This is a genomic window from Acidovorax sp. GW823-FHT02H02, assembly GCF_058797075.1.
Genome location: NZ_JBXAJH010000017.1, coordinates 13,136 through 30,261, shown reverse-complemented (window position 1 = coordinate 30,261; position 17,126 = coordinate 13,136). Strand labels below are relative to the sequence as shown.

The following is a 17,126-nucleotide window of genomic DNA, read 5'->3' as shown; positions in this document are numbered from 1 at the left end:
CCATGAACAAACCCCAGGAAATCCTGCTGGCCGAGCCGCGCGGCTTTTGCGCCGGCGTGGACCGCGCCATCGAGATCGTCGAGCGCGCGCTGCAGAAGTTTGGTCGCCCCATCTACGTGCGCCACGAAATCGTGCACAACACCTATGTGGTCAACGACCTCAAGGCCAAGGGCGCGATCTTCATCGAAGAGCTGTCCGACGTGCCGCCCGGTGCCACGCTGGTGTTCAGCGCCCACGGCGTGAGCCGTGCGGTGCAGCAGGAGGCCCAGGCGCGCGGCTTCAGCATTTTTGACGCCACCTGCCCGCTGGTGACCAAGGTGCATGTCGAGGTGGCCAAGCTCGCGAAAGAGGGCTACGAGTTCATCATGATCGGCCACAAGGGCCACCCCGAGGTGGAAGGCACCATGGGCCAGCTCGACCATGGCATCCACCTGGTGGAAGAAGTGGCCGATGTGGCCCTGGTACAGCCCGCGCAGACCGACAAGCTGGCCGTGGTCACGCAGACCACGCTCTCGGTGGACGACGCCGCCGAGATCACCGCCGCCGTGCGTGCGCGCTTTCCCAAGGTGCGCGAGCCCAAGCAGCAGGACATCTGCTATGCCACGCAGAACCGGCAGGACGCCGTCAAGCTGCTGAGCCCGCAGGTGGACCTGGTGATCGTGGTGGGCAGTCCCACCAGCTCCAACAGCAACCGCCTGCGCGAGCTGGCGGCCCGCCTGGGCACCACGGCCTACATGGTGGACAGCGTGGACGAGCTGCGCCACGAATGGTTCGACGGCATTGCGCGCGTGGGCCTCACGGCCGGTGCCTCGGCCCCCGAAATCCTGGTGCAACAGGTGATCGAGCGCATCAAGGCGCTGGGCGCGGTGTCGGTGCGCAAGATGCAGGGCATCGAGGAAACCATCAAGTTCCCGCTGCCCAAGGGCCTCAAGATCGATGCAGCCACCGGCCTGGAAATTTCCGAGCGCCTGCCCGAGACGGGGCCGGCGGGGCATTGAGTGATTGCTTGGCGATTGCTTCTTGATTGAGAGCTCTTGCGTTTGATGGACATGCGCTGGCGGTCTTGTTGATTCAAATGCGGCACCCCGCTTGCTACAGCGGCACCGCCGGCCCGCGCCACAGATCCAGCGGCGGCATGCCGCTCACTTCCGCGCTGCGCGTGCGCAGAGCTTGGGGGCGCCCGTTTGTGGGTCTGCTCTGCCCGGCTTCGCGCTGCACCACCCTCTAAACTGCCTGTCTTTGCCCGTCCGGAGCTCCTGCATGATCGACCGCAACGCCATTGCCGCTGCCCGCCGTCAACTGGCCGCCCAGCCTGATTTTCTGCGCACCACGCCGCTGATGCGCGTGCCGGGTCGATCCCTGGGGGTGGGCTGCGGCGAGGTCTGGCTGAAACTGGAACACCTGCAGGTGGGCGGCAGCTTCAAGGCGCGCGGCATGCTCTACCGCCTGCTGGCCAACCCCGTGCCCGAGAGCGGCGTGATCATCGCATCCGGCGGCAACGCCGGCATTGCCGTGGCCGCTGCCGCCAGGGCACTGGGCGTGCGCTGCGAGGTCTTCGTCCCCGAGACCTCGCCCGAGGCCAAGCGTGCACGCCTGCGCGACCTGGGAGCGGAGGTGGTCGTCACGGGTGCGGCCTATGCCGAGGCGTTTGCAGCCTGCGTGGTCCGCCAGCAGGTCACCGGCGCCCTGCAGGCCCACGCCTACGACCAGCCCGAGGTGGTGGCGGGTGCTGGCACGCTGGCGCTGGAGATGGAGGAACAGGCCGGACGTCTGCCCGACAGCGTGCTGGTCAGCGTGGGCGGCGGCGGCCTGATCGGCGGTGTGGCTGCGTGGGTGGAGAGCCGCGCCGATGTAGTGGCGCTGGAACCCCAACGCGCGCCCACACTGCACTCCGCGCGTGCCGCGGGCCAGCCGGTGGACGTAGAGGTGGGTGGCGTGGCCGCCGACTCGCTGGGTGCCCGCCGCATCGGCGCCATCGGCTGGGAAGTGAGCCAGCGGCATGTGCACGATGCGCTGCTGCTGCCCGACGACGCGATTCGCGCTGCCCAGCGCTGGCTGTGGAAGGAGCTGAAGCTGGCCGTGGAGCCCGCTGCCGCGCTGGGCCTGGCGGCGCTGCAGACCGGCGCCTACCGGCCCCAGCCGCAGGAAACGGTGGCCCTCATCCTGTGCGGCGCCAACTTCGACCCTGGAACGCTTGCCTGAGCCGGCACCGACCGCCCCTTTAAAATCCAGCCCATGCTTGACATCCTTCTCCTCCGCAAAGACCTCGACACCGCCATCGCGCGCCTGGAAACCCGCAAAAAGCCCCAGGCCTTCCTGGACGTTTCCGCTTTCCAGGCTCTGGAAGCCGAGCGCAAGACGCTGCAGACCCGCACCGAAGAGCTGCAGGCCCAGCGCAACCAGCTGTCCAAGCAGGTCGGCATGCTGATGAGCCGGGGTGACAAGGACGGCGCCGAAGCCGTCAAGGCCCAGGTGGCTGCGGGCAAGGCAGAACTGGAACAATCCGCCGCCCGCCTGGACCAGATCCAGGCCGAGCTGCAGGCCATGCTGGCGGCCGTACCCAACCTGCCGCACGCATCGGTTCCCGTGGGCAGCGATGAGGCCGGCAATGTGGAAGTGCGCCGCTGGGGCACTCCCGCCACTTTCGCCTTCGACGTGAAGGACCATGTGGACGTGGGCACTCCGCTGGGCCTGGACTTCGACATGGGCGTCAAGCTCTCGGGCTCGCGCTTCACCGTGATGAAGGGCCCCATTGCCCGCCTGCACCGCGCACTCAGCCAGTTCATGCTGGACGTGCAGACGCAGGAGCACGGCTACACCGAGTGCTATGTGCCCTACGCCGTGAATGCCGATTCGCTCAAGGGCACCGGCCAGTTGCCCAAGTTCGAGGGCGACCTGTTCGCCGCCAAGAAGGGCGGCCAGGACGGCGAGCCCGTGCCCGACAACGCGGCCCTGTACCTCATCCCCACCAGCGAAGTGCCGCTGACCAACTTTGTGCGCGATGTGGTGGTGGCCGAAACCGAGCTGCCCATCAAGCTCACCGCCCACACGCCGTGCTTTCGCTCCGAAGCCGGCAGCTACGGCCGCGACACGCGCGGCATGATCCGCCAGCACCAGTTCGACAAGGTCGAGATGGTGCAGATCGTGCACCCCGACAAGAGCTACGAAGCGCTGGAAGAAATGACCCGCCACGCAGAAGCCGTGCTGCAGAAGCTGGGCCTGCCCTACCGCGTGATGAGCCTGTGCACCGGCGACATGGGCTTTGGCGCCGCCAAGACCTACGACCTGGAAGTGTGGCTGCCCGCGCAGAACACCTACCGCGAGATCAGCTCGGTGAGCAACTGCGAAGCCTTCCAGGCCCGCCGCCTGCAGGCCCGCTTCAAGAACGCACAAGGCAAGAACGAGCTGCTGCACACCCTCAACGGCTCGGGCCTGGCCGTGGGCCGCACCCTGGTGGCCGTGCTGGAGAACTACCAGCAGGCCGATGGCAGCGTGGTGGTGCCCGAGGTGCTGCGCCCCTATCTGGGCGGCATGGCCGTGCTCACTCCCTGAAAACCTTGCTATACTCGCAGGCTTCGACACACAGGAGAGGTGGCAGAGTGGTCGAATGTACCTGACTCGAAATCAGGCGTAGTGGCAACACTACCGTGGGTTCGAATCCCACCCTCTCCGCCAGTATGCACAAGGGTTTGTTGCTATGAAAATAGCAGCAAACCTTTTTTGCTTTCTGGTGTCCTGGCATGTAGCGGGCAGGTCTGGCCGCTGATTCTGTCCATGGGGACGCCACCGGAATTCGCGGAGGATGCGCCCTACAACGCCACGAAGGTGGGGGGCAGCAGGGCCGCCATTGCGGCAGCGCCGGGAGCGCCGCCACCGGTCACTTATCGGACCGGCCTGGTCAGGGGGCTCTCCGTACCGCTGTTTTATTTGCCGCCCAGCAGCGAGGAGATAAGGGCCATGCCAATGGGAGCGCCCGACTTGTCCTTGACGGACGTAATGGCCTTGAAGGCCGCCGCCTGCACGCGGTCTGGCAGGCGGACGAAATTGTTTTCCTGCACCAGCGTATCGCCATTGAGGAATGCCCAGGCAAAGAACTTGAGCGCTGCCAATGTTTGCCCGGGGTTGCTCGCTACCTTGGGGACGACAACGAAAGTACCCATGGTGATGGGCCAGGAGCCTTTTCCGGGCTTTTGGGTCAGCGTTTCCGAGAAGGAGCCGGAGGTGGCCCATTCACTGTTGGCCAGTGCGGCCTTGAATGAGCTGACCGAGGGGTGGACAAATTCGCCTTGTGCATTTCTCATCTGGGCAGCGGCCAGTCCATATTCCTTCACATAACCGTGGTCGATATAGGCAATGGAGCCCGGATTTTCCTGGAGTGCCTTGGCAACGCCATCGCTGCCCTTGGCCCCGATAAAGCCTTCGGGCCATTGGATGCTTGTTTTGGCGCCGTAGGCACTCTTCCATTTGGCAGACACCTTGCCGAGATAATCCGTAAAGTTGTAGGTGGTGCCGGAGCCGTCCGAGCGCACGATGACCTTGATGGCCTCATTGGGCAGGGCCAGGCCGGGATTGAGGGCGGTGATTTCTGGTGCATTCCATCGGCTGATTTCGCCCATGAAAATGCGGCTCAATACCTCGCCAGACAGGCGCAATTGGCCGTCGGCTATTTTGGCCAGGTGGAATACGGGCGATATTCCGGTGATGGCCACCGGGAAGGTGACCAGACCACCCTCGGTGAGTTCCTTGGTGGAAGGCGCCACATCCGATGCTCCGAATCCCACCTCGTTCTGGCGAATCTTCTTGATGCCGCCCGAGGAGCCCACGGGATCGTATTCAACGATGGCCCCCGTCGAACGGTTGTATGCCTTGGCCCAGCTGCGGTAAATGGGTGCGGCGGCCGAAGAGCCGGCACCGGTAATGCTTTGGGCCATGGCACCCATGGAACCCAGGGTGGAAAAAATACAAACCAATGCGAAAAAAATGCGAGTCATGACGTTGGGTTTTCTCTGCGATTGAAGTGGAATCAACCCAGAGAGTTTTTTGCGGAAGCCGAAGGGGGCAGTTTTCAATGCGAGGCCAGCTGCATCTTGTGCAGTGGAATGCCATGCGGGCATGGAGGGGCATTGAAATTCCTGATCATGAGAATGACCAGCAAACGAATCGTAGCAGACGCCCTGTTTCCCCCGGTGAGACCGGGAAACAAGGGGGCTGCAGATGGTTTCCAGCGCCCATCGCGGCGCAGTGCAGCGAGGGGTGCGCCTGCGGTCGTCAGCCTGCCGCCATCAGTGCTGCGGGCGGCGTGCTTTCTTGCCCGCGTGCTGGCTGCGCAGTTCTGACAGCCGCGCGCGCAGCGCGGTGTCGGGCACCAGGGCGCTGGTCGCCTGGCCTGCATAGATGGCACCGTCGTTGCCGTCCAGCGTGATCATGTCGTTCTCGTTCAGAGTCTGGGTGCCCAGGTGCAGGGTGCGCGCTGCTTCGTTGATGTGCAATGCTGTGCAGCCGACCAGGCAGGTTTTTCCCATCTGCCGGGCCACCACGGCGGCGTGCGATGTGCGGGCGCCGCGCTGGGTCAGCAGGCCCTGCGTGCCCTGCATGGCGGCAATGTCGCTGGTTTCGGCGTCCTGGCGGACCAGGATGGCCGGCACGCCGCGCTGCACCAGGCGTTCGACCGCCTGCGCATCCAGCGCAACGGCACCCGACACCACGCCAGAACAGGCCGGGTTGGCCAGGGCCAGGGGCGTTGGCGTGCTGTCGGTGTCGTCGCTGGCAACCATGCGCACGGTGCCCAGCGCGTCTTCGTGAATGGATTCGGTGCGGCGCAAGGCCTCGGTGCTGTCGATCAGGCCTTCGTCCAGCAGGTCCAGGGCAATGCGCACGGTGGCCAGCGGCGTGCGCTTGCCCGCGCGCGTTTGCAGCAGGTGCAGCACGCTGTCCTGCACGGTGAACTCGAAATCCTGCATGTCCTTGAAATGCTGCTCCAGTGCCTGGGCCGAGGCCTGCAGCTGCTGCCAGGCATCGGGCGCCACGGCAGCCAGGGTGGCGTGGCCGTGCGCGTTGCGCCGGCCCGAAACCACGTCTTCGCCTTGCGCATTGGCCAGAAAGTCCACCCACAGGCGGTTTTCTCCGGTGCTGGGGTCGCGCGTGAAGCCCACGCCGGCGCCAGAATGCCCGCCGGTGTTGCCGAACACCATGCGCTGCAGGATCACGGCGGTGCCCATGCCATGGTCGATCTGGTGGATGCGCCGGTATGCCACCGCCTTGTCGGCATTCCACGAGGCAAACACCGCCCCGATGGCGCCGGAGAGCTGTTCCCGCGCGTCCTGCGGAAAGGCCCGGCCGGCATGGGTTTCATAAAGGGCGAGAAAGCTGCGTGTGAGCTGGCGCAGCTGGCTGAAGTCGAGCAGCCGCTCGTCCTGGCCCTGGGTGACGCGTTCGATCTCGGTTTCAAAAAGCGCGGCCGGCAGTCCCTGCACCACCTCGCCGTAGCTGGCCACCAGGCGCCGGTAGGCATCCCAGACCATGCGGGGGTTGCCGGTCTGGCGCACCAGGCCGGGCAGGGTGTGGTCGTTCAGGCCGATGTTGAGCAGGGTTTCGAGCATGCCCGGCATCGATACCGGTGCGCCCGAGCGCACCGACAGGATCAGCGGGTTGCGCTCGTCGCCAAACAGCAGGCCGGTGCTCTCTTCGAGCGCGTGCAGGCCCACGGAGAACACCGGCAGAAAGCAGTCCTGCGGGGCGTGGGTGTAGTGCGTGCCAATCACCAGCGCCACGGGCACGTTCAGCCCGGCCTGGGTCATGCGGTGCAGATTGAAACCCTTGGAGCCCATGGTTTCCGGCGAGGGCTTGTGCAGGTTCGGGCTGGCCGGCTGTGCGATGAGGTACAGATGCTTTGGCAGACTGGAGCTGGATTTCATGCCGACATTCCGGTTTTGTTGAACACCATCTGGCGCAGTGCGTAGCCCACCCGCAGCAGCTTGTCGGTGGCTTTTTCGAGCGTGGCGGCCAGGTCGTTGGCCAGCATCAGGTCCACCGGGGCACTGCGCAGGCTCTTGACCATGGTGGTGCGGGCCTGGCGAAACAGATCGTCGCACTGGCGTTCGGCGCGCAGCATGCGCCACAGCGTCTGCAGGAACAGTTCGCTGTCGGGTCCGTCGGCCCGCTGGCTGACCTGGCGGGCGATTTCGATGGCCTTGACCAGATCCTGGATGGCCGACAGCGTGGTGGCCGCCAGCTGGCACAGTGCGGCGCGCACTTCGGCGGGCAGGCCTGGCGCCGGATGGATGAGGGTGAGCGAGTGCATGAAGGTGGCTTCTTCCAGCGCATCGGCCACATCATCGGCCTGGGCCAGGCAGTCCACCACCGGCAGCCAGCGGGGCCGGCGCTCGGCCCGCTGGCGGGCGTCCATGAGCAGGTGGTCGGCCTGGCGTTCCCAGTTTTTTGCGCGCAGCACCTGGGCCTGGGTCTGGGCGGCATCGCCGGGGTTTTCCAGGGCATCGCACAGGCCCTCGGCCAGCGCGTGCGTGAAGGCGGCGTGCTCGGCCAGCAGGTCGAATTCGAAGGTGCGCTGGCGCAGCACGCGGGCCAGCAGCAGACGGGCTTCATCGGCCACCAGCGACACGGGCTGCTGCTGGCGCAGCAGCATGCTGGAAATGCGCAGCAGCTCCAGCAGGTAGGCGCTGGCGGCGGCTTCACCCAGCACGTCATCGAGCCGGTCGCCGACGTGGAAGGCTTCGCTGTCCACGGCCTGCATGGCGTTATAGACCAGGCGCTCGGCCCCGGCCTGCAGCCAGGCCATGTGGCCCCAGTCGCTGCGCGCTGCCTGCGCGAGCAGCTGCTGCGCCCGGGGCTTGTTCACGAAATGCTGCAGGCGCTTGCGCGCCCGGTTCCAGTCGATCACGAAGACGATGCGCGAAGCCACGTTGTCCAGCCCGGTTTGCAGCTGGGCGCTGTCCTGCGCCTCCAGGCGGGCCTGGCCCACCAGGTAGGGCTTGCCGGCGTTGAGCCCTTCGGAGACCCGGGGGTCGAACACCTGCCACCCAAACCCCATGTCTTCGAGCATCTGCCGGAAAAAGCCGAAGCGGCCTGGGTGCAGGTCGGAATAGGTGAGCGAGATGGTGCTGTCCTGCACCTCGATCACCAGCACATGCACGTCGTTGGTGCCGATATCGTTCTGGATCAGCAGCCGCTTGCCGTCGCGCGTCACGGCGGTGTCCAGCCCGGGGTGCGAGAACTTCAGGGCGGCCGTACGGTGCAGTCCGCGCATGAAGGCGCGGATCAGCGGCCGGTCGTCGTCCTGCACCTGCCAGGCGTGGGCGCCATCGATGTCTTCGGTGGCGAGTTCGTTCGACAGCGCATTGATCTGCCTGTGCAGGTCCATCACCAGCAGGTGCAGGCTGTCGCCCCGTTGGCGATCTCCGTGGGTGAGTTCGGTCAGGGCGGCATGGCGCAAGCCCTCATCGTCGGCCAGGGCGTGCAGTTGCTGCAGCCAGTGGTCGCGCCGCACGGTCAGCGCCGCGGCGCTGGGCTGCCCGGTGTCGCACAGGGGGCGGGCCATGGTGGTCAGGTCGTTCGACAGCGCCTCCAGCAGGTTCTCCAGGTGCGGCAGGATCAGCAGATCGTCGTCGCAATAGGCGCCGCCCACCAGCTCCAGGGCCCAGGGCGCGTCCTGCAGTTCTGTGCGCGCAAGGCTTTTTTCCCATTGCCCTGCCGGCGCATCGGGCGTGGATGCGTGCTGCGCTGCCGATTGCAGCAGGGTCAGGTACAGCTTGAGCCGGTCATTGGCCGCCAGGGCGGATTGGATCCACGCGGGCATCAGCAGCGAGGGCTGCCCCAGGGATGCCACCGCTTTTTCCTTGAGCATCGGTAGAGTCTCCGCAAGTTCAAGGGGATTAGCGCCCGTGCGGATGGCACGGTGATGACACCGCCGGCAGTGGCGGGGCCCCTGCGCTGCTCAGCGGGCGGCTGGTGCAGCCAGGGCGGGCAGGTAGATGCGGCAAAACTCCTCGGGCATGCGCCGCGGTTTGCCGCTGCCCAGATCGATGCACACCAGCTCCCAGTGGCCCCGCAAGATGGTGGCCTGATCGCGGTTGCGGATGAGCTGGAAGCGCCGCTCCATGGTCAGCTTGCCGTCGCTGGCCGTCAGCCAGGTGCCCAGGGTGAGCGCGTCGCCCAGCACCGAGGGCAGCTGGTAGTCGTAGGTGCTGCGGCGGATGGCCATGGCGCGGTCCAGGCGGTGGTAGTCGGCAAGGTCCAGCCCCAGGGCCTGCGAGTGCGCCCAGGCGGTTTTTTCGCACCACTGCACATAGACGGCATTGTTGGTGTGGTTCAGGCCGTCAATGTCGTGCGCCTGCGGCGCAGCGGCCTGCGTGAACGGTTGTGGATAGTCCCATGGCATGCGGGCCATTGTCGCCTGCGTCGGCGGCGGGCAGAACAGCGCAGACATCCATTCGCATCAACGCGCTCGGGGCCGCCCGATTTCGCGCACCAGGCGCATGCCCACCAGCGTGTAGCGCGTGTCGGGGCTGTTCCAGTTGCGGTAGCCGCAGCGGGCATAGAACGCCCAGGTGTGCCATGAGCCGCCCCGGCGCACCCGCACGCTGCCATCGGCGGGGCCTCGCGGGTCGGTGCGGGGGGACTGGGCGTAGTAGTGGTCGCCATGCCAGTCCGCCACCCACTCCCAGGCATTGCCCAGCATGTCGTGCAGCCCGAACGCGTTGGGGGCCAGGCGGCCTGCGGGTGCCGTGAAGGCGTAGCCGTCGCTGCCGGCCAGTGCGTGCTGCTGCCAGCGCGGCCAATAGGGTGCGGCGGCCTGGTCGAAGACATTGGCCGCGCGCTCCAGCCCCTTGGGTGCATCGCCGTGCGGGTAGCGGGTGCGGGTGCCGGCGCGGCAGGCGTATTCCCATTCGGCTTCGGTGGGCAGGCGGTAGCGCTGGTCTTCGGTGCGGCTGAGCCAGGCAGCCAGCGCCTGGGCGTCGTTCCAGGTCACGTTGACGACGGGGTGGTCGTCATCCTGGGGAAAACCGGGGTTGCGCCAGGAGTAGCGCGTATCGCGCCCTTCGAAGGCATCGCCGCGGGTGGTGGTGGCGGGGTCGTAATCGAGGTTGTAGCCATAGCCACCCGTGCCATCGGCCTCTGATTCCGGGCGGTAGCCCGAGGCCTCGATGAAGCGCCGAAACTGCCCCACGGTGACTTCATGCTGCCCCATATAAAAAGCGCGGCCGATGCGCACGCGGTGCGCCGGGCCTTCGTCGGTGATCTCGGTGAACCGCTTGCGCTCCAGTTGGGGGAAGGCCTCGGCCAGCGTTTCGGGGGCTTCATCGCTGCCCATCCAAAAGCTGCCGGCCGGCACCTTCACGAAGGCCATGCCGAGCGTGTTGGTCCAGACCTGGGGGCCAGGCGCCTTGGGTGGCGCCGCCAGCGCGCCAGCCACGGGCGCCAGCGCACAAAGCAGCAGGAGGGCAAGCTTGTCATTCATTCTGGCCTCCAGTGCTTATTTATCAGGCGCTAATTGCTATATAAACAATAGCATTTGGTGCTGCCCATCAGCTGTTGGCGGCCTCGGCCAGTTGCTGCAGGGCCGCGGCCACGTCCTGTGGCAGCACGCCTTCCACGGGGGCCAGCTGGCCGGACAGGGCGCCTTCACCCTGCTGCTGCAGCCGGGCGATGGCCTGGCCTGCGTCCTTGGGTGCTGCAAAGCCCGTGCTTTGCAGCAGCAGGCGGCCGTCGGCAGCCACGAACTTGAAGTAGAACTGGCCGTCGGCTTCGCGGTATTGCTTGAAGCTCGGCAGGGCGGCCTTGCTGGCCTTGGCGGCCTTGGGGGCCGTGGCACCCTGGGCCAGGCTGCGCAGGCCCACGGCAGCGCGCAGCGTGCGCACAAAGGGCGTGGCGATCTGGCGCGCGCGCTCGGCTCCCGCCAGCAGGGTCTGCTCGATCTTCTCGGGGTGGGCGATCAGGTCCTCGTAGCGCGCGCGCAGGGGGGCCACGTCGCGGTCGATGCGCTCGAACAGCATCTGCTTGGCATCGCCCCAGGCAATGCCCTCGGCATAGTGCTTGCGCAGCGCCTCGGTTTCGGCGGGCGTGGCAAAGGCCTGGTAGATCTGGAACAGGGCCGAGCCCTCGACCTCCTTGGGCTCGCCGGGCGCGCGCGAGTCGGTCAGGATGCCGCCAATCAGCTTGCGCAGTTGCTCGCGCGAGGAGAACAGCGGGATCGTGTTGTCGTAGCTCTTGCTCATCTTGCGGCCATCGAGTCCCGGCAGCGTGGCCACATGCTCGTCGATCGCCGCTTCGGGCAGCGTGAAATGCTCGCCATACAGGTGGTTGAAGCTGGCCGCCATGTCGCGCGCCATCTCGATGTGCTGGATCTGGTCGCGGCCCACGGGTACCTTGTGGGCGTTGAAGATCAGGATGTCGGCTCCCATCAGCACCGGGTACATGAACAGGCCCGCGGTCACGCCATCGTCGGGCTCGCGGCCGGCGGCGGCGTTCTTGTCCTGCGCCGCCTTGTAGGCGTGGGCGCGGTTGAGCAGGCCCTTGCCGGTGACGCAGGTGAGCAGCCAGGTCAGCTCGGTGGTCTCGGGAATGTCGGACTGGCGGTAGAACGTGACCCGCTCGGGGTCCAGCCCCGCGGCCAGCCAGCTGGCGGCGATTTCCAGCGTGGAGCGCTGGATGCGGGCCGGGTCCTCGCACTTGATGAGTGCGTGGTAGTCGGCCAGGAAGTAGAAACTTTGCACGCCGGGCGTGCGGCTGGCCGCCACCGAGGGGCGGATGGAGCCCACGTAGTTGCCCAGGTGGGGCGTGCCCGTGGTGGTGATGCCGGTGAGAAAGCGGGTGGTGCTCATGAAACGAAGCCGCAGAAAGAGTGAGGGGGTCAGCGCAGGAGCGCCGTGAGGGGTGTGAGCAGCAGGTTGATGGCGCTGTAGCCCAGCGACATCAGCGGGCGCAGCCACAGCGCGCCCACCACGCCGGCGATCACCAGGCCCATCACGATGAAGAAGCCCCAGGGCTCGATGCGCGACACCATGTGCGCCTGCTTCCATGGCAGCAGGCCTACCAGAATGCGCCCGCCATCGAGCGGAGGCAGCGGAAACAGGTTGAACGCCCACATCACCAGGTTGACCAGCACGCCGGCGCGCGCCATCTCGACGAAGAAGCGCTCGTCCACGCCCGTGCCCACCAGGGTCACCAGCAAAATGGCCCACAGCACGGCCTGGATGAAGTTGGAGGCCGGCCCCGCCAGGGCCACCCACACCATGTGGCGCTTGGGGTTGCGCAGGTTGCCGAAATTCACCGGCACCGGTTTGGCATAGCCGAACAGGAAGGCGCCCGAGGTGGCGAAGTACAGCAGCAGCGGCATCAGGATGGTGCCGACCGGGTCGATGTGCTTGAGCGGGTTGAGGGTGATGCGCCCCATCATGTACGCGGTGTTGTCGCCAAAGTGGCGCGCGGCGTAGCCATGGGCCGCCTCGTGCACGGTGATGGCAAACAGCACCGGCAGGGCGTAGATCAGAACGGTTTGGATGAGATTGGAGATGTCCACCAGCCAGATTGTCTCAGAGCCCCAGGGCCTGCACACTGCCGCGGCCTTCGCGCAGCACTTCGGGGTCGCCGCCGTTGCCCATGGGCGTGAGGTCGATCACGGTGGTGGGCTCCAGGGGGCAGGCGCCCGCGTCCACGATGGCGTCCACCAGTTTTTCATAGCGGTCGCGGATGTCCTGCGGGTCGTTGAGGGGTTCGGTCTCGCCGGCCGGAATCAGGGTGGTGGCCAGCAGCGGGGCGCCGTGCAGCTCCAGCAGCAGTTGCAGGCCCTTGCGGTCGGGCACGCGCAGGCCGATGGTCTTGCGCGAAGGGTGGCTCACGCGGCGCGGCACCTCTTTGGTGGCTTCCAGGATGAAGGTGTAGGGCCCCGGCGTACCCAGCTTGAGCAGCCGGTACTGGCGGTTGTCGACGCGGGCGTAGTTGGCCAGCTCCGACAGGTCGCGGCACAGCAGGGTCAGGTGGTGCTTGTCGTCCACCTGGCGGATGCGGCGCAGGCGGTCGACGGCGTCCTTGTCGTCGAGATGGCACACCAGCGCGTAGCTCGAATCGGTGGGCACGGCCACGATGCCGCCTTTTTGCAGCAGGGCCGCCGCCTGTTTGAGCAGGCGGGGTTGCGGGTTTTCGGGGTGGACTTCGAAATACTGGGCCATGGCAGTCAATGCCTCCAGGTCAATGTCAGGCGGCGGGTCGCACCCGCTCGGCCAGCAGTTCCCACACGGGGGTGAGGGTGCCGGGCAGCAGGGGCAGGGCGCCCAGGTCGGTGTGGGATTCTTCGGGGCTGTGAAAGTCGCTGCCGCGCGAGGCGGCCAGGCCAAACTCGTGGGCCATGGCCCCGTAGGTGACGTATTCGGCTGCGCTGTGGCTGCCGGTGACCACTTCCACGCCCTGGCCGCCATGGGCCTTGAATTCGGAGAACAGCGCGTATTCCTCGTTGGCGGTGAGCTTGTAGCGCGCGGGGTGGGCGATGACCGCCACGCCCCCTGCCTCGGTGATCCATCGCACCGCATCGGAGAGCGCCGCCCAGCGGTGCGGCACATAGCCGGGCTTGCCTTCGATCAGGTATTTGCGAAACACCTCGGCGGTGTCCCGGCAGACCTTGGTGTCCACCAGAAAACGGGCAAAGTGGGTGCGCGAAACCAGCTCGGGGTTGCCCACGAACTGCAGGGCACCTTCATAGGCGCCGGAAATGCCTGCCTGCGCCAGCTGAGTGGCCATTTCGCGTGCGCGCCCGCCGCGGCCGCCGCGGGTGGCCGCCAGGCCTTGCGCGAGTTGTGGGTTGTCGGGGTCGAACCCCAGGCCCACGATATGCACCGTGGTGCCGGCAAAGCTGACCGAGATTTCGGTGCCGGTGAGATAGGCCATGCCCAGGCTGCGGGCGGCGGCAGCGGCGCGCTGCTGGCCGCCGATTTCGTCATGGTCGGTCAGGGCCCACAGCTCGACCCCGTTGGCCTTGGCCCGTGCCGCCAGGTCCTCGGGCGCCATGGTTCCGTCCGATACCACGGAGTGGCAGTGCAGGTCGGCATTGAGGTAGGTGGTCACCAACCGATTCTATGGGTTTGCCGCGCCGAACGCTGGCGTTGGAGAGCCACGCAGCCGCCTTGGGGGCGACGCACACCGGGCCTGCGCCGGACGCCAGAATGTCTCTGGATGCATGGCGCTGGGTGCTTTATCCATCGGATCTGCCGGCTGTTGTTCTTGAAACCAGCCAGATCATGTCTGGGCGCCTTCCACCAGAAACTGCACCTTGCGCTCGCCCTTCCACTCGTTCACGTCGAGCCGGAACGCCAGCAGCACCCGCGCAGGCAGCTGCTCGGTGTGGCCGAACCAGATGGCGTCGACGGGGTTGCCCTGGTGCATGAGCTTGATCGACAGGTGGTTCTTGGCCTCGCCCACCAGGCGCTGGCTCAGCACCTGCACTTCTTCGCTGAAGGTGGGCGGCGCAAAGCCCTGGCCCCACACCTCGTGGTGCAGGGTATCCACGATGTCGGCGCGGCAGTATTCGGGCGCGAGCGGGCCGTCGGTCTCGATGCGGCGGGTGAGGGTGGCGGCGTCCAGCCATTCCTGCGCCACCTGGGCCAGGGCGCGCTCAAACACCTCAAACGTTTCTTCGGCCACGGTGCAGCCCGCCGCCATGGCATGGCCGCCAAATTTCAGCAGCACGCCCGGGTGGCGCTTGGCCACCAGGTCGAGCGCATCGCGCAGGTGAAAGCCGGGGATGGAGCGGCCCGAGCCCTTGAGCTCATGCGCCTTGCCCGGCGCGCTGCTGGCGGCAAACACGAAGGTCGGGCGGTGCAGCTTGTCCTTGATGCGGCTGGCCACGATGCCGACCACGCCTTCGTGGAAGTCGGGGTCGAACACGCTGATGGCGGGCGGCGGCTCTTCGTCCTCCTGGAACAGGCTCTCGGCCATCAGCAGGGCCTGGTCGCGCATGCCGCCCTCGATCTCGCGGCGCTCGCGGTTGATGGCGTCCAGCGTGGCGGCCAGCTCGGCGGCGCGGCCCGCGTCGTCGGTCAGCAGGCATTCGATGCCCAGCGTCATGTCGGCCAGGCGGCCTGCGGCGTTGATGCGCGGGCCCAGGGCAAAGCCAAAGTCGAAGGTGGTGGCCACGGGTGCCTTGCGGCCGGCGGCATGGAACAGGGCGGCGATGCCCGCGGGCATCTGGCCCGCGCGGATGCGCTTGAGGCCCTGGGCGACCAGGCGGCGGTTGTTGGCGTCGAGCTTGACCACGTCGGCCACGGTGCCCAGCGCCACCAGGGTGAGCAGCGGGTCGAGCTTGGGCTGGGGTCTGGGTGCCCCCACGCTCCCCGCTGCGCGTGGTTCGCTGCCCCCCAAGGGGGTGCTCGCGCCTTGGGGCGGCCCGGCGGCGCTCGATGCATCAAACACGCCGCGCGCACGCAGCTCGGCGCGCAGGGCCAGCAGCACGTAGAACATCACGCCTACCCCGGCCATGGATTTGCTCTCGAACGGGCAGCCGGGCTGGTTCGGGTTGACGATGGCGTCGGCTGCAGGCAGCTCGGGGCCGGGCAGGTGGTGGTCGGTCACCAGCACCTGCAGGCCCAGTGCCTTGGCCTCGGCCACGCCGTCCACGCTGGCGATGCCGTTGTCCACGGTGATGAGCACGTCGGCGCCGCGCTCGGCCACGCGGCGGGCGATGGGGGGCGTGAGGCCGTAGCCGTCGGTCACGCGGTCGGGCACCAGGTAATCCACGTTTTTTGCGCCCAGCAGGCGCAGGCCGCGCACGCCCACGGCGCAGGCGGTGGCGCCGTCGCAGTCGTAGTCGGCCACGATGACCAGGTGCTGGTTCTGCGCCATGGCATCGGCCAGCAGCCGCGCTGCTTCCCCAATGCCTTTCAGGCCGCTGGGTGGCAGCAGGCGCGCCAGGCCATCGTCGAGCTCGTCCTTGGTGCGCACGCCGCGTGCGGCGTACAGGCGCGCCAGCAGCGGGTGCACACCGGCCTGTTCCAGCGCCCAGGCGGCGCGGGGGGGAATGTCTCTAGCTATTATTTTCATAGCTCTTCGCGTACGTCAACAAATCTCTGGGGCCGAAAAAAACTGGAAAACTTGTGCCGCAGACTGCGTTGGCTGGTGTGCCAGGTAAGGGCGCTGTGCAGGCCGCACAGCGTGAGCTGTGCGCTGGCGCCGCGCGCCACCTGGGCGTGCAACTGGGCCAGGGGGCCAGCGTCCAGTGCGGCCCAGGCGCTGGCCCAGGCAGCCCAGTCTTGGCGCAGGGCGCTGGCGCGCAGGTTGTCTTGCACCTGCACTGCGCGGGGCTGCGGGGCGGTATCGAGGCGGCCTGCGCCATGCACCCAGAAGGCGTTGACCGGCAGCAGCCCCTGGGCGCTGCGGGTGTCGTTGAAGGGATGGGTGTAGAGCAGCATTTGCAACTCGCTGTGCAGGCGCTGCCAGGTTTGCGCAGCCTGCGCCTGCGCGTTGTGCCGGCCGTTGGCTTGTGCCTGGTGCTGCAGCCAGCCGCGCACATCGCTGCCTTGTGCGCGCTCCAGCGACGGCGTAGCCAGGTGGGCCAGCAGCGCGCCGCTGGCCAGCCAGCGCGTGGGCTGGTCGTAGGTCAGGGCGATGCCATCGCTTTGCAGCCAGGGCGCCACGATGTCCAGCAGGGCACGCGAGGCCGCCTCGTCCAGAGCCAGCGCTTGCGGGTCGAGCAGCGTGATGTGGTCGGTGCCCACCTGCCAGTGGCAGGGCGTGACGAAGGCCCAGGCCTGCGCATCCGTCGCCTGTGTTTGCCGCTGCACCTGCCAGGCCGCCCAGGGGGCCTGTACGCCGTCGCCCGGCAGGCCCAGGGCACGCGCCAGCGCCCGCTCGTGGGGCATGGCGGGGTGGTCTTCGTCGAAGGTGTCGCTGCCGGTGCGCTGCAGGTGGCGCAGCAGCCAGTCGAGGTGGGGCAGGGAAAGCGTTTGCAGCGCGTGCTGGCAGCCGGGGTGTTGGCTGGCAGCGTAGGGAACAAGCACATGGATCGGGTCGGACATGGGGCGCTATTGTCCCGGATGGGCCCAGGGCGGCTAAAAACCTCTCCTGACGCCGTTGCCGCGTATTGCCATCTCCTTGTACTGTCTCGGCGCCAGAATCGCATGGCC

14 protein-coding genes and 1 tRNA gene are annotated in these 17,126 nt (G+C 67.2%); 4 read left to right on the top strand and 11 right to left on the bottom strand.

Annotation, left to right across the window (positions count from 1 at the left end; genetic code table 11):
- Positions 1-2 precede the first annotated feature (2 nt).
- The 4 genes from ispH (at position 3) to AC1RDS_RS16935 (ending at position 3,675) form a co-directional block, all read left to right on the top strand.
- Positions 3-998 carry a 4-hydroxy-3-methylbut-2-enyl diphosphate reductase gene (ispH, locus tag AC1RDS_RS16950; protein WP_092699178.1) on the top strand — a complete coding sequence of 332 codons (996 nt, stop codon included), beginning with the start codon at positions 3-5 and terminating at the stop codon, positions 996-998.
- 262 nt (positions 999-1,260) lie between these two features.
- Complete coding sequence (locus AC1RDS_RS16945) at positions 1,261-2,202, top strand: threonine/serine dehydratase (RefSeq protein WP_287879510.1); 942 nt, start codon at positions 1,261-1,263, stop codon at positions 2,200-2,202.
- Positions 2,203-2,235: 33 nt separating this feature from the next.
- Positions 2,236-3,552, top strand: a complete 1,317-nt coding sequence (gene serS / locus AC1RDS_RS16940; protein ID WP_092699182.1) for a serine--tRNA ligase — start codon at positions 2,236-2,238, stop codon at positions 3,550-3,552.
- 33 nt (positions 3,553-3,585) lie between these two features.
- Positions 3,586-3,675 (top strand) — tRNA-Ser (locus AC1RDS_RS16935).
- 248 nt (positions 3,676-3,923) lie between these two features.
- Here the strand turns inward: AC1RDS_RS16935 and pstS are convergent.
- From pstS to AC1RDS_RS16880, 11 genes are all read right to left on the bottom strand, one after another.
- On the bottom strand, positions 3,924-5,114 hold the full coding sequence (gene pstS, locus AC1RDS_RS16930) for a phosphate ABC transporter substrate-binding protein PstS (protein WP_244273689.1): 1,191 nt from the start codon (positions 5,112-5,114) through the stop codon (positions 3,924-3,926).
- A gap of 168 nt (positions 5,115-5,282) precedes the next feature.
- Complete coding sequence (locus AC1RDS_RS16925) at positions 5,283-6,914, bottom strand: PEP/pyruvate-binding domain-containing protein (protein WP_092699186.1); 1,632 nt, start codon at positions 6,912-6,914, stop codon at positions 5,283-5,285.
- Complete coding sequence (locus AC1RDS_RS16920) at positions 6,911-8,860, bottom strand: phosphate transport regulator (RefSeq protein ID WP_348683029.1); 1,950 nt, start codon at positions 8,858-8,860, stop codon at positions 6,911-6,913. The genes AC1RDS_RS16925 and AC1RDS_RS16920 overlap by 4 nt, the downstream gene beginning before the upstream one ends.
- Positions 8,861-8,950: 90 nt before the next feature.
- Complete coding sequence (locus AC1RDS_RS16915; RefSeq protein WP_092699224.1) at positions 8,951-9,394, bottom strand: acyl-CoA thioesterase; 444 nt, start codon at positions 9,392-9,394, stop codon at positions 8,951-8,953.
- A 57-nt stretch (positions 9,395-9,451) separates the two neighbouring features.
- Positions 9,452-10,474, bottom strand: coding sequence for a formylglycine-generating enzyme family protein (locus tag AC1RDS_RS16910; RefSeq protein WP_092699190.1), 1,023 nt, complete (start codon positions 10,472-10,474; stop codon positions 9,452-9,454).
- Positions 10,475-10,541: 67 nt separating this feature from the next.
- Positions 10,542-11,837, bottom strand: coding sequence for a tryptophan--tRNA ligase (locus tag AC1RDS_RS16905; protein ID WP_092699192.1), 1,296 nt, complete (start codon positions 11,835-11,837; stop codon positions 10,542-10,544).
- Between the two features lie 29 nt (positions 11,838-11,866).
- Entirely contained in the window at positions 11,867-12,535 is a 669-nt protein-coding gene (locus tag AC1RDS_RS16900) for a site-2 protease family protein (protein WP_092699194.1), read from the bottom strand.
- 13 nt (positions 12,536-12,548) lie between these two features.
- Positions 12,549-13,184, bottom strand: coding sequence for an L-threonylcarbamoyladenylate synthase (locus AC1RDS_RS16895; protein ID WP_092699196.1), 636 nt, complete (start codon positions 13,182-13,184; stop codon positions 12,549-12,551).
- 25 nt (positions 13,185-13,209) lie between these two features.
- The gene (locus AC1RDS_RS16890; RefSeq protein ID WP_092699226.1) at positions 13,210-14,073 is read right to left on the bottom strand and encodes a 3',5'-nucleoside bisphosphate phosphatase; all 864 of its coding nucleotides are present in this window, start codon (positions 14,071-14,073) and stop codon (positions 13,210-13,212) included.
- 171 nt (positions 14,074-14,244) lie between these two features.
- Positions 14,245-16,044, bottom strand: a complete 1,800-nt coding sequence (gene recJ / locus AC1RDS_RS16885) for a single-stranded-DNA-specific exonuclease RecJ (protein WP_348683032.1) — start codon at positions 16,042-16,044, stop codon at positions 14,245-14,247.
- A complete protein-coding gene (locus AC1RDS_RS16880) occupies positions 16,041-17,018 on the bottom strand; it encodes a phosphoglycerate mutase (protein ID WP_026435835.1) in 978 nt (325 codons plus the stop codon). Before AC1RDS_RS16880 ends, recJ begins: the two co-directional genes overlap by 4 nt.
- Between the last annotated feature and the right edge of the window lie 108 nt (positions 17,019-17,126).

Coding starts and splice junctions, on each gene's coding strand:
- ispH (WP_092699178.1), top strand. CDS start 3: ATGAACAAACCCCAGGAAATCCTGCTGGCCGAGCCGCGCGGCTTTTGC.
- AC1RDS_RS16945 (WP_287879510.1), top strand. CDS start 1,261: ATGATCGACCGCAACGCCATTGCCGCTGCCCGCCGTCAACTGGCCGCC.
- serS (WP_092699182.1), top strand. CDS start 2,236: ATGCTTGACATCCTTCTCCTCCGCAAAGACCTCGACACCGCCATCGCG.
- pstS (WP_244273689.1), bottom strand. CDS start 5,114: ATGCCCGCATGGCATTCCACTGCACAAGATGCAGCTGGCCTCGCATTG.
- AC1RDS_RS16925 (WP_092699186.1), bottom strand. CDS start 6,914: ATGAAATCCAGCTCCAGTCTGCCAAAGCATCTGTACCTCATCGCACAG.
- AC1RDS_RS16920 (WP_348683029.1), bottom strand. CDS start 8,860: ATGCTCAAGGAAAAAGCGGTGGCATCCCTGGGGCAGCCCTCGCTGCTG.
- AC1RDS_RS16915 (WP_092699224.1), bottom strand. CDS start 9,394: ATGCCATGGGACTATCCACAACCGTTCACGCAGGCCGCTGCGCCGCAG.
- AC1RDS_RS16910 (WP_092699190.1), bottom strand. CDS start 10,474: ATGAATGACAAGCTTGCCCTCCTGCTGCTTTGTGCGCTGGCGCCCGTG.
- AC1RDS_RS16905 (WP_092699192.1), bottom strand. CDS start 11,837: ATGAGCACCACCCGCTTTCTCACCGGCATCACCACCACGGGCACGCCC.
- AC1RDS_RS16895 (WP_092699196.1), bottom strand. CDS start 13,184: ATGGCCCAGTATTTCGAAGTCCACCCCGAAAACCCGCAACCCCGCCTG.
- recJ (WP_348683032.1), bottom strand. CDS start 16,044: ATGAAAATAATAGCTAGAGACATTCCCCCCCGCGCCGCCTGGGCGCTG.
- AC1RDS_RS16880 (WP_026435835.1), bottom strand. CDS start 17,018: ATGTCCGACCCGATCCATGTGCTTGTTCCCTACGCTGCCAGCCAACAC.